Annotated in this window: 13 protein-coding genes and 1 riboswitch; of the genes, 12 read left to right on the plus strand and 1 reads right to left on the minus strand. The window is 72.2% G+C overall.

The window, feature by feature from the left end:
• The first annotated feature begins 136 nt into the window (after positions 1-136).
• Both ACH4F6_RS13690 and ACH4F6_RS13695 read left to right on the plus strand, forming a co-directional pair.
• Positions 137-865, plus strand: a complete 729-nt coding sequence (locus ACH4F6_RS13690; protein WP_397960291.1) for an SDR family oxidoreductase — start codon at positions 137-139, stop codon at positions 863-865.
• A gap of 78 nt (positions 866-943) precedes the next feature.
• On the plus strand, positions 944-1,687 hold the full coding sequence (locus tag ACH4F6_RS13695) for an N-acetyltransferase (protein WP_397960292.1): 744 nt from the start codon (positions 944-946) through the stop codon (positions 1,685-1,687).
• Positions 1,688-1,784: 97 nt separating this feature from the next.
• Here ACH4F6_RS13695 and ACH4F6_RS13700 read toward each other — a convergent pair whose 3' ends face one another.
• Positions 1,785-2,183, minus strand: coding sequence for a hypothetical protein (locus ACH4F6_RS13700; RefSeq protein WP_397960293.1), 399 nt, complete (start codon positions 2,181-2,183; stop codon positions 1,785-1,787).
• 290 nt (positions 2,184-2,473) lie between these two features.
• Here ACH4F6_RS13700 and ACH4F6_RS13705 point away from each other — a divergent pair, with 290 nt between their 5' ends.
• From ACH4F6_RS13705 to ACH4F6_RS13750, 10 genes are all read left to right on the plus strand, one after another.
• Positions 2,474-3,124 carry a SurA N-terminal domain-containing protein gene (locus tag ACH4F6_RS13705; RefSeq protein WP_397960294.1) on the plus strand — a complete coding sequence of 217 codons (651 nt, stop codon included), beginning with the start codon at positions 2,474-2,476 and terminating at the stop codon, positions 3,122-3,124.
• Positions 3,125-3,236: 112 nt separating this feature from the next.
• Positions 3,237-4,247, plus strand: a complete 1,011-nt coding sequence (locus tag ACH4F6_RS13710) for a nucleoside triphosphate pyrophosphohydrolase (RefSeq protein ID WP_397960295.1) — start codon at positions 3,237-3,239, stop codon at positions 4,245-4,247.
• A 343-nt stretch (positions 4,248-4,590) separates the two neighbouring features.
• On the plus strand, positions 4,591-5,898 hold the full coding sequence (locus tag ACH4F6_RS13715; RefSeq protein WP_397960296.1) for a cytochrome P450: 1,308 nt from the start codon (positions 4,591-4,593) through the stop codon (positions 5,896-5,898).
• Between the two features lie 182 nt (positions 5,899-6,080).
• Positions 6,081-7,097 (plus strand): transglycosylase family protein, encoded by a 1,017-nt coding sequence (locus tag ACH4F6_RS13720; protein WP_397960297.1) that lies wholly within the window; start codon positions 6,081-6,083, stop codon positions 7,095-7,097.
• A 204-nt stretch (positions 7,098-7,301) separates the two neighbouring features.
• Positions 7,302-7,469: riboswitch (cyclic di-AMP (ydaO/yuaA leader) on the plus strand.
• A gap of 4 nt (positions 7,470-7,473) precedes the next feature.
• Positions 7,474-8,172 (plus strand): transglycosylase family protein, encoded by a 699-nt coding sequence (locus ACH4F6_RS13725; protein WP_397960298.1) that lies wholly within the window; start codon positions 7,474-7,476, stop codon positions 8,170-8,172.
• Positions 8,173-8,556: 384 nt separating this feature from the next.
• Entirely contained in the window at positions 8,557-9,846 is a 1,290-nt protein-coding gene (gene eno, locus ACH4F6_RS13730; protein ID WP_397960299.1) for a phosphopyruvate hydratase, read from the plus strand.
• 139 nt (positions 9,847-9,985) lie between these two features.
• Complete coding sequence (locus tag ACH4F6_RS13735) at positions 9,986-10,462, plus strand: septum formation initiator family protein (RefSeq protein WP_397960300.1); 477 nt, start codon at positions 9,986-9,988, stop codon at positions 10,460-10,462.
• A 29-nt stretch (positions 10,463-10,491) separates the two neighbouring features.
• The gene (locus tag ACH4F6_RS13740) at positions 10,492-11,016 is read left to right on the plus strand and encodes a DUF501 domain-containing protein (protein WP_397960301.1); all 525 of its coding nucleotides are present in this window, start codon (positions 10,492-10,494) and stop codon (positions 11,014-11,016) included.
• Between the two features lie 147 nt (positions 11,017-11,163).
• Positions 11,164-12,117 carry an exopolyphosphatase gene (locus tag ACH4F6_RS13745; RefSeq protein ID WP_397960350.1) on the plus strand — a complete coding sequence of 318 codons (954 nt, stop codon included), beginning with the start codon at positions 11,164-11,166 and terminating at the stop codon, positions 12,115-12,117.
• A gap of 493 nt (positions 12,118-12,610) precedes the next feature.
• The gene (locus tag ACH4F6_RS13750; RefSeq protein ID WP_397960302.1) at positions 12,611-14,011 is read left to right on the plus strand and encodes an NAD(P)/FAD-dependent oxidoreductase; all 1,401 of its coding nucleotides are present in this window, start codon (positions 12,611-12,613) and stop codon (positions 14,009-14,011) included.
• Positions 14,012-14,248: the final 237 nt, after the last annotated feature.

The following is a 14,248-nucleotide window of genomic DNA, read 5'->3' on the forward strand; positions in this document are numbered from 1 at the left end:
GCCGGCCCGTCCGAACACCCCCGGCCGACCCGTCCGCGCGGGCCGCCGGCCGCTTCGGCCGGGCCGGATGAAAGATGCCCTGCCCACGGAACGGTCCCTGTGCCAGATTTCAGGTGTTCCCGACGAAAGGCAGGCCATGAAGTTCGCGGTCATCGGCGGTACCGGGCTCATCGGGTCGCAGGTCGTCAAGAAGCTGAACGCCGCCGGGCACGAGGCGGTCCCGCACGCGCTGTCCACCGGTGTCGACGTCATCAGCGGCCAGGGCGTGGACGAGGCGGTGGCGGGAGCCGAGGTCGTCATCAACGTGACGAACTCGCCGACCTTCGACGAGGCCTCCCTGGCCTTCTTCCGGACCTCCATGGACAACCTGCTGGCCGCGGCCCACAAGAGCGGCGTCGCCCACTTCGTGGTCCTCTCCATCGTCGGCGTCGACCAGGTGCCCGAGCTGGCCTACTACCGCGCCAAGACGCTGCAGGAGAACATCCTCGCGGCCGGGCCGGTCCCCTGGTCGATCGTCCGGGCGACGCAGTTCATGGAATTCATCGACGCCGTGCTGTCCTGGACCGCCGACGGCGACACCGTGCGGCTGCCGGCCACGCCGATCCAGCCGATCGCCGCCAAGGACGTGGCCGACGCGGTGGCCGGGGTCGCCGTGGGGAGCCCGCTGAGGGGCGTGCGCAACATCGCCGGCCCCGAGATCCTCCCCCTGGACGAGCTCGGCCGGATCACCCTGGCACACAAGGGCGACAGCCGCACGGTCGTCACCGACCCCACCGCCGGCATGTTCGCCGTCGTCAAGGGCGACGTCCTCACCGACAAACAGGCCTACCTCGCCCCCACCCGCTACACCGACTGGCTCTCCTGACGCGGACCCGTCCCGGCGCCGGCGGCAGGTTCCCGAACCCGTTTCCGCGGCTTCGCCGCCCCGCCTACGGTGGCCGGCATGGAACTGAAGGTCTCGTCCCTCGCCGACCGCCCCGAGATGCTCGGCCCGGTCCTCGACATGCCGGACAGCTGGCAGGAGTTCACCACCCAGGACCCGGTGGGCAACGCGCACTACGGCCGGATCCCCGTCGAACTCCCGGAGTACGTGCTGTTCGCGCAGGACGAGCGGGGCGAGGTCCTGGCGCACGCCTACAGCGTGCCCTTCGCCCTGCACGCCGAGGGACGCGGCGAGCTGCCCGCGCGCGGCTGGGACCAGGTGCTCGTCTGGGCCTTCGCCGACCTGCGCCGCGGAGTGCGGCCGGACACGGTGAGCGCGATCTCGATCGTGGTCGCCCCGCACGCCCAGGGCCTGGGCCTGTCCGGGCGCATGCTCACGGCGATGCGGGACAACGCCCGCGCGCGGGGCTTCACCGAGGTCGTCGCCCCCGTCCGCCCGAACGCCAAGCACCGCGAACCGCACACACCGATCGAGGAGTACGCCCACCGGGTGCGGGAGGACGGGCTGCCGTACGACCCGTGGCTGCGGGTGCACGCGCGGGCGGGGGCGACCATCGAGCGGGTGGCGCCGGCCTCCATGACGGTGTCCGCCTCGCTGGAGGAGTGGCGCCGCTGGACGGGGCTGCCCTTCGACACGCGGGGAGACGTCGAGGTACCCGGCGCGCTGGTGCCGGTGCGCTGCGAACCGGAACGCGACTACGCGGTGTACGTCGAGCCCAACGTGTGGATGAGGCACCCGCTCTGACGGGAACCGGGCCGGGTCCGCCGTCCGCGGCCCGGCCCACGGGCCCGACTTCCCAGGGCCGGGCCTCCCAGGGCCCGGCCCGCCGTTCCCGCCCGGGCTACCGCCCGTACGGGTAGCGCTGCTGGTACGGATGCCCCTGAGGCGTCGGCGCCGCTCCGTACGCCATGGCCGACACCGGCAGGATCCGCTTGTCGAACAGGGCGCCCAGCAGCATCCACGTCGCCGTCACCAGGGTCACCAGGATGGCGAGCCCCATGAACTCGTCGCCGTCCGGGCTGTCGTCCGTCGCCAGCCACGGCACGGTCACGCACTCGTACAGCAGGAAAGCGGCGAAGGCGCCCCAGTCCGAGGACCGGCCGCGCCGGATCGCCACGTACAGGAACGGCACCCACACCAGCAGGCCCAGTGAGCCCCACACCAGAACCGCCCAGGCCAGCCGCTGGAACCAGCCGGCCTCCAGTCTCTTCTCCGCGCCCGTCATCGGCGTTGTCGTCATCTCGCCCCCCAAGTAGCCAGGGAGCAAGGGTAGGGCACGACCGAACCCCGGCGGACCTCTCCCTCTTTACCGCGGCATGAGGGAATCCTGTCGCTTTGAGCGGCCTGTGCTTCCCGGTCCCGGGAGCACCGCGGACCGCGGCGCGTTCCGGTCCGGGGGAACCGGGCGCGGCGGTGCCGGAACTCCCGGTGAATCGTTGGTCGAATGGGTTGGCCACAGCCGCACCACTGCCTACCATCGATCACCGCAAGACTTTGTGCACCGCCGCACAATCTCCTCGGGAGGCTTCCTTGCACAGCCGCCGTCGTCGCACCGCGCTCCTGTTGTCCGCCGCGATCGTCGCGGCCGGCCCCCTCCTCACCGCCTGCGGAAGCGAGGCGCATCCCGGTGCGGCGGCCGTCGTCGGCGGCCAGCGGATCACCGTCTCCCAGCTGGAGAACCGGGTCGACGAGGTCCGCGCCGCCCAGCGCGCGGCGGTCACCGACGACACCCAGTACGCGCAGGCCGTCGCGCAGACCGGCACCCTCACCCGCGACACCCTGCACGGCATGGTCCTCGACCGGGTGCTGCACCGCGCCGCCGAGGACGCGGGCGTCACCGTCAGCCGCAAGGAGGTCCAGGAGATGCGGACCGGCCTGGAACAGCAGGCCGGCGGCGCGAAGGGCCTGCGGATGACCTGGCTCCAGCAGTACGGCATCCCGCCGCAGCGCCTCGACGAGAACCTCCGCCTCCAGCTCGAGGCCCAGAAGCTCGCCGCGGCGCTCGGCACCGACACCAGCCAGCCCGCCTTCTGGGACGCCCTGTCGAAGGCGTCCCAGGACCTCGGCGTCGACCTCAACCCGCGCTACGGCGACTGGGACGTGAAGAAGGTCAGCCGGGTCGACGCGAAGACGCCGTGGGTGCGGGACGTGACGGCGGCGGGCGAACAGCGGACGGCCTGACGGACCGCCGTACGGGCCACCGGGCCTGCCGGTGGACGGCAGGCCCGGTGGACGGCAGGCGAGCCTGTGGACAGCCGGCCGGGCCGTCGGCGGCGTGGGTTACGTTCGAGGGGTGAACGCACACAGCAGCTCCGCAGAGGTCTCCCGGGAGGGTGCCCCCGGCCGGGTCGTCCTGCTCACCACCAGCCACCGCGTCGCCCCCGGCCTGCTGTCCTGGCCCGCCTGGCAGGCGCTGCGCACCGCCGACCGCGTCCTGTGCGCGGACGGCGCCCACCCCCAGCTGCCGTATCTGCGCGAGGCGGGCATACGGGTGCAGGAGGCCTCCCCGGCCGCCGAGGACCTGGTCGCCGCCTGTGCCGGCGGCCGCACGGTCGTCGTCGTGGCGACCGGCGAGGGCGAACCGGCCCTCACCGACGGCCTCGCCCGCCTCGCGGGCTCCGGACGCGTCGCCATGCCGGAGCTCGAGCTGCTCCCCGCCTCCTACGACCTCCCCGGCGCCCGCCTCCTCGACCTCGTCCAGGTCATGGACCGCATCCGCGCCGAGTGCCCCTGGTCCTCCCGGCAGACCCACAGGGGCCTGGCGAAGTACGCGGTCGAGGAGGCGTACGAACTCGTCGAGGCCATCGAGGACGGCGACCGCGACGAGCTCCGCGAGGAACTGGGCGACGTCCTCCTCCAGGTCGTCTTCCACGCCCGCATCGCCGAGGAGGACGAGGAGTCCCCGTTCTCCGTCGACGACGTGGCCGCCACCATCGTCACCAAGCTCGTCCACCGCCACCCGCACGTCTTCGGCGACGCGACCGCGACGACCCCGGAGGAGGTGAAGGAGCACTGGCTGCGCACCAAGGCGGCCGAGAAGCAGCGCGAGTCGGTGACCGACGGCATCCCCCTCCACCAGCCCGGCCTGGCCCTCGCGGCGAAGCTCAGCTCGCGCGTGCGGACCGCGGGCCTTCAGGTGCCCCTGCCGGCGTCCGAGGGCATCGGCTACGAACTGCTGGCCCTGGCGGCCCGGGCCGAGTCGGAGGGGCTGGACCCGGAGGCGGCGCTGCGGGCGGCCGCGCGGGCCTACCGGGACGCGATCCGGGCGACCGAGGGCGTGGCGGACCGGGGCCGAGGGGACTGACCCGCTCCGCCGTGCGGACACGCGGTCCGCACGGGACGGACCCGGAGCGCGAACCGGACCCGGAGCGCGAACCGGACCCGGAGCGCGGACCGGAGCGCGGACCGGACCCGGAGGCGGACGTGGGGGAGGAGACCGCCGGACGGAGGGCCGCTCCCGCCGGGGAGGGCCGGACGGGCGCCCGCGTGCCGCGCGCCCCGCGGTCCGTGCCGCCGCCGCCGCCGTACTCCGCCGGACCGTCGGGGAGAGGCCGTGCGCCCGCGACCGGTCGTGGCCGCGGGGGAGCCGCCGTCCGGCCCGCCGTCCTGCGTGAAGCCGTCGCCGTGATCCGGGCTACCGTCGAGGAGTGACCGACCAGCCCACCCCCGACAGCGCCGCCCCGGAACTTTTCACCTGGGAATTCGCCACCGACCCCTATCCCGCCTACGCCTGGCTGCGCGAGCACGCCCCCGTGCACCGCACCGCGTTGCCGAGCGGAGTGGAGGCCTGGCTGGTCACCCGGTACGCCGACGCCAAGCAGGCCCTGGCCGACCAGCGGCTGTCGAAGAACCCCGCGCACCACGACGAGCCCGCACACGCGAAGGGCAAGACCGGCATCCCCGGCGAGCGCAAGGCCGAGTTGATGACGCACCTGCTGAACATCGACCCGCCGGACCACACCCGCCTGCGCCGCCTGGTCAGCAAGGCGTTCACGCCCCGCCGCGTCGCCGAGTTCGCCCCCCGCGTCCAGGAGCTGACCGACGGCCTCATCGACCGGTTCGCCGCACGGGGAACCGCCGACCTCATCCACGACTTCGCCTTCCCGCTGCCCATCTACGCCATCTGCGACCTGCTGGGCGTCCCCCGGGAGGACCAGGACGACTTCCGGGACTGGGCCGGGATGATGATCCGGCACGGCGGAGGACCGCGCGGCGGAGTCGCCCGGTCGGTGAAGAAGATGCGCGGCTACCTGTCCGAGCTCATCCACCGCAAGCGCGAGGCCCTGCCCCCCGAGCCCACCGCCGGCGAGGACCTCATCTCCGGCCTCATCCGCGCCTCCGACCACGGCGAGCACCTCACCGAGAACGAGGCCGCCGCCATGGCCTTCATCCTCCTGTTCGCCGGCTTCGAGACGACCGTCAACCTCATCGGGAACGGCACCTACGCCCTCCTCACCCACCCCGGCCAGCGCCACCGGCTCCAGGACGCCCTGGCCGCCGGCGACCGCACCCTGCTGGAGACCGGCGTCGAGGAACTCCTGCGCTACGACGGCCCCGTGGAACTCGCCACCTGGCGCTTCGCCACCCGCCCGCTGACCCTCGGCGGACAGGACATCGCCCCCGGCGACCCCGTCCTCGTCGTCCTCGCCGCCGCCGACCGGGACCCGGCGCGCTTCGCCGACCCGGACACCCTCGACCTGTCCCGCCGCGACAACCAGCACCTCGGCTACGGCCACGGCATCCACTACTGCCTGGGCGCGCCGCTCGCCCGCCTGGAGGGCCAGACCGCGCTCGCCACCCTCCTGACCCGGCTGCCCGACCTCCGGCTCGCCGCCGACCCGGGCGAGTTGAGGTGGCGCGGCGGCCTCATCATGCGCGGGCTGCGCACTCTTCCCGTGGAGTTCACGCCTCCCGCGTCCCCGGTTCCGGGGACACCGTCCGCACCCGCTCCCTGACCGACCGCCACATGACCGTTCCGCGAAGCAAAGGTGACCGTTCCTCAACTCTGTGATCTTCACGTGATCTGTGCGGCATGAACTTGTGACAAGTGATCGTCTGCCTATACGTTCACTCGTCAGCGCGGCGCCCCGGCTTCACCCGCCGCGCGGGCCATCGCTGTCTCGAGAAAGGCGCCCGCATGCTCTCCGGGAACGGTCGTCACCGTCGCCCCCGTCAGGCCCCGGCCCTCCTCGTCGCGGCCGGCGTGACCGGCTCGGCCATCGCCATCCCGCTGCTGGGCGCCGGCGCCGCGAGCGCCGCCGACGGCGGCGTGTGGGACAGGGTGGCGGAATGCGAGACCGGCGGCTCCTGGAGCGCCAACGAGGGTGGCGGCGAGTACGGCGGCCTCTCGCTGACCCAGGAGGACTGGGAGGCGTACGGCGGACTCGACTACGCCACGCGCCCCGACCTGGCCAGCCGCAACCAGCAGATCTCCGTCGCCCAGAAGGTCCTCGCCGACCAGGGCGTCGGCGCGTGGGGCACGTGCGGGCTGACCTCCGGGCTCAGCAAGGAGTCCGGCTCGGTGGACCTGGACACCGGCGTGGCCGGCGAAGAGTCCGACTCCCCCGTGTCGTCCGGCTTGTCCGACTTGTCGAAGGGGGCGTCCGGCTCCGCGAACTCCTCCGGGTCCTCGGAGGATCCGGGCGAGGCCTCCGCCGACCCCTCCGCCGAATCCCCCGGCGACTCCGCCGAGACCCCCTCCTCTTCGCCCTCGTCCTCTTCGCCTTCGACGCCCGACGACCCCGCAGCGTCCGACGCGTCCGCCGACGCCGGCGCGGAAGGCTCTCAGGCGGGAGGCGCGTCGTCCGCGGCGACCCCCGAGGCGGACAACTCGGACAACTACGCACAGAGTGCCGGTTCCTGGAGCCTCGTCGACACCGGCGCCGCCGCCACCGACACCGGCTCCGGCCGCCACCGGGGCGGCACCGCCGACGAGAGCGCGACCGACGGCACGACCACCGCGTCCGCCGGCCGTCACGCCGCCGGAACGGCCGGCGCCTACACGGTCCGGGTGGGTGACTCCCTCGTGTCCATCGCCGACTCCCTTGACCTGGACGGCGGATGGCGTGCGCTCTACGCCGAGAACGAGGACCTCATCGGGCCCGACCCGAGCAACATCGTGCCCGGTCAGACCCTTGCGACTGGGGTCGAATAGGGGCGAAAGGCCGCTGGAAACGGCGGAGTTCACGTCACACTTCGTGCTGAATGTCCGTTTTGGCGAAAGTGTGGGATGAGTCTCAGAAGCCCTGATCGTCTTTGAAAATCCGTCGATCACGTGCCTACGGTCGTGACCGCTCGGCAACCCGAGCCCCGGCTGTCGCAACGCCGAATCCTGCCAGTGGCAGCCCGGGAACAGTCGTCGCGTCAAGCGCCGTGGGCAGGAGCGGGGGACCCAAGGTAAGTGCCGCACCGGGCAGTCGACCGGAGCGGCTCGGGGTGAAGCCACGCCTCCCGGTGGAGGAGTGGCCGGGCAACTCAACCGGCCCGAACCCGACAGCTCACCTCGCAGGCGTCGGTGAGGGGATCGATCCATGCTGTTCTCCAGCAAGGGCAAGCACCGCCGTCCGTCCAAGGCCACCCGCGCCATCGCCGTCGCCGGTGTCGCCGGCGCCGCCGTCGCCGCCCCGCTGATGGCGGCCGGCAACGCCTCCGCCGCCACCGCCGCCGAGTGGGACACCGTCGCCCGGTGCGAGTCCGGCGGCAACTGGTCCATCAACACCGGCAACGGCTACTACGGCGGCCTGCAGTTCTCCGCCTCCACCTGGGCCGCGTACGGCGGCACGCAGTACGCCTCCACCGCCGACAAGGCCTCCAAGTCCCAGCAGATCCAGATCGCCGAGAAGGTCCTCGCGGGCCAGGGCAAGGGCGCCTGGCCGGTCTGCGGCAAGGGCCTGTCCGGCGCCGGCTACACCGGCGGCTCCTCCGACAGCGGCTCCGGCTCGTCGTCCTCGGAGTCCTCCGGGACCACGACCCGTTCGACCGAGCAGCAGAGCGCCTCCCGCTCCGCCGAGCGCCCGGCCGCCCAGAGCCAGAAGACGGTCACCACCCCGACCGGCAAGAAGGTCAAGAAGGGCGACGGCGAGTACAAGGTCGTCAAGGGCGACACCCTCAGCTCCATCGCCGCGCAGGAGGGCGTCAAGGGCGGCTGGGCGAAGCTCTTCCAGCTGAACGGGGACGTCGTCGAGGACGCCGACCTCATCTACCCGGGCCAGCAGCTGCACCTCAAGTGACACCCGGCCCCCAGCGCGGCCACAGCCCCCTCACATCCGAGGTCCGCACACTGAGGACCTCGTGAGGGTCCCCCCGTCCCCACGGGCTCCCCGCCCCGGTGCGTCTTCCCCCCCCGTACGCACCGGGGCGGGGTTTTCTGCGTCCGGGCCGCCCCCCTCGCCTCCCCGCGGCGTTCGCCGCCCGTTCCGGAGATTGCCCCACCCTCTTTGTTCCGGGCGGGAACAATGTGTACCGTCAGTCTGTCCACGGGACGGTCGGTCGGCTGCCGGAGGCCCCCGGGCGGTTAGGCTCTAGTCGCAAGGCCCAGCAAGGGACCGACAAGGGCTCACCGCGGCCCACGTGCCCGTGCACAACCAGCGTCACATCCCAAGAAGGAGATGCTCGTGCCGTCCATCGACGTCGTCGTAGCCCGGGAAATCCTGGACTCCCGAGGCAACCCCACGGTCGAGGTCGAGGTCGGCCTCGACGACGGCAGCACCGGGCGTGCCGCCGTTCCGTCCGGCGCCTCCACCGGCGCCTTCGAGGCCATCGAGCTCCGCGACGGTGACCCCAACCGCTACCAGGGCAAGGGTGTCGAGAAGGCCGTCCTCGCCGTCATCGAGCAGATCGGCCCGGAGCTGGTCGGCTACGACGCCACCGAGCAGCGCCTGATCGACCAGGCCATGTTCGACCTGGACGCCACCGACAACAAGGGCTCCCTCGGCGCCAACGCCATCCTCGGTGTGTCCCTCGCCGTCGCCCACGCCGCCTCCGAGGCCAGCGACCTCCCGCTCTTCCGCTACCTGGGCGGCCCCAACGCGCACCTGCTGCCGGTGCCGATGATGAACATCCTGAACGGCGGCTCGCACGCCGACTCCAACGTGGACATCCAGGAGTTCATGATCGCCCCGATCGGCGCGGAGTCCTTCTCCGAGGCCCTGCGCTGGGGCACCGAGGTCTACCACACCCTCAAGAAGGTCCTGAAGAACAAGGGCCTGTCCACCGGTCTCGGCGACGAGGGCGGCTTCGCCCCGAACCTCGGCTCCAACCGCGAGGCCCTCGACCTCATCCTCGAGGCGATCAAGGAGGCCGGCTACACCCCCGGCGAGCAGATCGCCCTGGCGCTGGACGTCGCCGCCTCCGAGTTCTACAAGGACGGCTCCTACACCTTCGAGGGCAAGGAGCGCTCCGCCGCCGAGATGACCGAGTACTACGCGGAGCTCGTCGCCGCGTACCCGCTCGTCTCCATCGAGGACCCGCTGTTCGAGGACGACTGGGAGGGCTGGAAGACCATCACCGCCCAGCTCGGCGACAAGGTCCAGCTCGTCGGCGACGACCTGTTCGTCACCAACCCCGAGCGCCTGGCCCGCGGCATCGAGGAGGGCGCCGCCAACGCGCTGCTCGTGAAGGTGAACCAGATCGGTTCGCTCACCGAGACCCTGGACGCCGTCGAGCTGGCCCAGCGCAACGGCTTCAAGTGCATGATGTCCCACCGCTCCGGCGAGACCGAGGACGTCACCATCGCCGACCTCGCCGTCGCCACCAACTGCGGCCAGATCAAGACCGGCGCCCCGGCCCGCTCCGAGCGCGTCGCCAAGTACAACCAGCTGCTGCGCATCGAGGAGATCCTCGACGACGCCGCGGTGTACGCCGGCCGCAGCGCCTTCCCGCGGTTTCGCTCTGCGAACCAGTAGGCACGGCAAGGGCTGAGCCGGCCGGCCCCGGGTTGGTCCGACCCGGGGCAGGGGTCAGCCAGTCGTACGTACGTCCCCGTACTCGGTCCCGTACCGTGTGCGGGGACGTACGCACGTGTGAGACGGGAGGCGGGGACAGATGGCCGCGAGGGACCGGGACCGTTTCTCCACCGCGACCAGGATCCGGTTGCTCGGCGAGCAGACGGCGGCCCGCGTCTACCGCTCCCAGACCCGGCGCCAGGCCCGCCGCTCCCGCCTCACCGGCCGCGCGGCCCTGCTCGCGCTCGTCCTGTGCTCGATGATCGTGGCCCTGGCCTACCCCATGCGCCAGTACGTCTCCCAGCGCGCCGAGATCGCCGATCTGGAGCGCGAGAGGGAGCACGCCAGGCAGCGGGTGGAGGAACTGCGCGACCTCAAGGCGCGCTGGCAGGACGACGCCTACGCCGAGCAGCAGATCCGGCAGCGGCTGCACTACGTGATGCCGGGGGAGACGGGCTTCGTCGTCATCGACCCGGACGCGGCCAGGCAGTCCCGCACCGACCTCGGGGCGGCCGACCGCCCCTGGTACTCGAACGTCTGGGACGGGGTCGACAAGTCCGACGCCTCCCACCAGTGAACCGACAGCAGAGAGACTTTCGTACGGCCATGGAAACCCCTCCGCCGCCCACCCCGCGCACCGAGCCCACCGACGCGGACGTCGAGGCCTTCCGGCAGCAGCTCGGGCGCCCGCCGCGCGGCCTGCGCGCCATCGCGCACCGCTGTCCGTGCGGCCAGCCGGACGTCGTGGAGACGGCCCCCCGCCTCCCCGACGGCACCCCCTTCCCCACGCTGTACTACCTGACGTGCCCCAAGGCGAACTCCGCGATCGGCACGCTCGAGGCGAACGGTGTGATGAAGGAGATGACGGCCCGTCTGGAGACCGACCCCGAGCTGGCCGCCGCCTACCGGGCCGCCCACGAGGACTACATCCGGCGCCGGGACGAGATCGAGGAGCTGAAGAACTTCCCCAGCGCGGGCGGCATGCCCGACCGGGTGAAGTGCCTGCACGTGCTCGTGGCGCACTCCCTGGCCGCCGGCCCGGGCGTGAACCCGCTGGGCGACGAGGCGCTGGCGATGCTGCCGGAGTGGTGGCGCAAGGGGACGTGCGTCGCGCTCGCCACGGAGGAGTGACCGTCCCGCCACGGGGGCCGCGCCCCGGACCCCGCCTCGGCCCGGAACGGGCCTCGTCCTCACATCCCCCGGAGGGGCGGCACCCCCGGACGGGCGGGAACCGCCCCCGGTGCCGGAAAAGCTCACCCGATGACAGAAGGGCCCGCCATGACCCGCGTCGCCGCCATCGACTGCGGTACGAACTCCATCCGTCTCCTCGTCGCCGACGCCGACCCGGCCACGGGTGAACTGGCCGAGCTGGACCGCCGCATGACGATCGTCCGCCTCGGCCAGGGCGTCGACCGCACCGGACGCCTCGCGCCCGAGGCGCTGGAGCGGACCTTCGCCGCCTGCCGGGAGTACGCGGCCGTCATCAAGGAGCACGGCGCCGGGCACCTGCGCTTCGTCGCCACCTCCGCCTCCCGGGACGCGGAGAACCGGGACGAGTTCGTGCGCGGGGTGAGGGACATCCTGGGCGTGGAACCCGAGGTCATCTCCGGTGACCAGGAGGCCGAGTTCTCCTTCACGGGCGCCACCAGGGAGCTGGCCGGCCACGACCGTCTGCCCCGGCCCTACCTGGTCGTGGACATCGGCGGCGGCTCCACGGAGTTCGTCGTCGGCGACGACCACGTGCGCGCGGCCCGCTCCGTCGACGTCGGCTGCGTGCGGATGACGGAGCGGCACCTGGTCGCCGACGGCCGGGTCACCGACCCGCCGTCCGAGGAGCGGATCGCGGCGATGCGCGCCGACATCGAGGCCGCCCTGGACCTCGCGGAGCGCACGGTGCCGCTGCGCGAGGCGCGCACGCTGGTGGGCCTCGCGGGCTCGGTCACGACGGTCTCGGCGATCGCGCAGGAACTGCCCGCGTACGACTCCTCGGCCATCCACCACTCCCGGGTCCCGCGGGAGCGGGTCCGTGAGATCACCGAGTGGCTGCTGCGCTCCACCCACGCCGAGCGGGCGGCGGTGCCCTCGATGCACCCGGGCCGGGTGGACGTGATCGCCGCGGGCGCCCTCGTCCTGCTGTCGATCATGGACCGGATCGACGCGGAGGAGGTCGTGGTGAGCGAGCACGACATCCTCGACGGCATCGCCTATCACGCGGCGAGCGAGGCGCGTTGAGGAGCGGTGCCCGACGGCGTCGCGAGGCCGGTGGCGTGGCTCTCTTTCGTTACCGGTAAGTAGCACTCCGCTGAGCAGTGCGGATAACGTATGAGCGTGCCGGAGGGGTCCGTGCGGACCCCTCCCCGGCGCCCCGGCGACACGTCGTCGGGAAAGTTCGTGAAGTTCTTCACAAGGAATTCGGTCCGGTCGGCCCGCATGGACGGCCCGGTTGGCCCTTCCGGAGGTCCGACCCCCCTGTGAACGTGTTCAAAAGCGGAGAGCGCGGACGTTTCGCGAAGCCCGGCACGGTCGTGTTTCGGGGCCCTCACGCGGGCCCTTTCGGCCCGGAGAGGCAGCTCACGCGGCATTGACAACGGGCCGTGCCCTCCGCGGGTTCCCGTTTCCCGCCATGATGTGGATCACGCGGGCCGCGGAGGATAGCACACCCCTTGCGCATGCTTGTGAAGGGGCGCACGAGCGACCCCCCTGAGGCGGGTGGATACTCGATGCCATGAGCACCACGGAGCGTCCCAGGATCCTCGTAGTAGGCGGTGGGTACGTAGGCCTGTACGCAGCTCGGCGCATCCTGAAGAAGATGCGCTACGGCGAGGCGACCGTCACGGTCGTCGACCCCCGGTCGTACATGACCTACCAGCCCTTCCTCCCCGAAACCGCCGCCGGCAACATCTCCCCGCGCCACGTCGTCGTCCCGCTGCGACGCGTGCTGCCCAAGGCGGAGGTCCTCACCGGCCGGGTCACCACCATCGACCAGGACCGCAAGGTCGCCACGATCGCCCCGCTGGTCGGCGAGGCGTACGAGCTGCCCTTCGACTACCTGGTCATCGCGCTCGGCGCGGTCTCCCGCACCTTCCCGATCCCCGGCCTCGCCGAGCAGGGCATCGGCATGAAGGGCGTCGAGGAGGCCATCGGCCTGCGCAACCACGTCCTCGAGCAGCTCGACAAGGCCGACTCCACCACCGACGAGGAGATCCGCCGCAAGGCGCTCACCTTCGTCTTCATCGGCGGCGGCTTCGCGGGCGCGGAGACCATCGGCGAGGTCGAGGACATGGCCCGCGACGCGGCCAAGTACTACAAGACCGTGTCCCGCGAGGACATGCGGTTCATCCTCGTCGACGCGGCGGACAAGATCCTCCCCGAGGTCGGCCCCAAGCTGGGCGCCTACGGCAAGGAGCACCTGGAGAGCCGGGGCGTGGAGATCTACCTCTCCACCTCGATGGACTCCTGCGTCGACGGCCACGTGGTGCTGAAGAACGGCCTCGAGGTCGACTCCAACACGATCGTGTGGACGGCCGGCGTCAAGCCGAACCCCGTCCTGTCCCGCTACGGCCTCCCGCTCGGCCCCCGCGGCCACGTGGACACCGCCCCGACCCTCCAGGTCCAGGGCACCGACTACATCTGGGCCGCCGGCGACAACGCCCAGGTCCCGGACGTCGCCGCCCGCAAGGCCGGCGTCGAGAACGCCTGGTGCCCGCCGAACGCGCAGCACGCGCTGCGCCAGGCCAAGGTCCTCGGCGACAACGTGATCTCCGGGATGCGGGGCTTCCCGCAGAAGGAGTACTCGCACTCCAACAAGGGTGCGGTGGCGGGCCTCGGCCTCCACAAGGGCGTCGCGATGATCGTCATGGGCAAGATGAAGATCAAGCTGCGTGGGCGTCTGGCGTGGTACATGCACCGCGGCTACCACGGTCTCGCGATGCCGACGTGGAACCGGAAGATCCGCGTGTTCGCGGACTGGACGCTCGGCATGTTCCTCAAGCGGGAGGTCGTCGCTCTCGGCGCCCTCGAGTCCCCGCGTGAGGAGTTCTACGAGGCCGCCAAGCCGACTCCGGTCGCCGCGAAGCCTGCGGCGGAGAAGACCGAGAAGACCGAGGAGAAGGCGAAGGCCTCCTGACCTTCGCTCCTCCCCCGCGTGCCTTGAAGGGGCCGCCCGCCATCCGTGGTGCGGGCGGCCCCTTCGGGCTTTTCGTGGGTGATTTCGGGGTGCCGTCACGCTTGCGGGTGGGCGCCTGCGGGTGGGTGCCTGCGGGTGGGCGGCTTCCGGTGGGTGCCTGCGGGTGGGGGGTGGGTCGGGGTCGTGGGGGGGGGGGGGGGGCGGGGGGGGGGGGCAGGCCAACTGCGAAGACACCAA

It is taken from the genome of Streptomyces sp. NPDC017936 (assembly GCF_044328485.1).
In the GTDB taxonomy this organism is placed as follows: Bacteria; Actinomycetota; Actinomycetes; order Streptomycetales; family Streptomycetaceae; genus Streptomyces.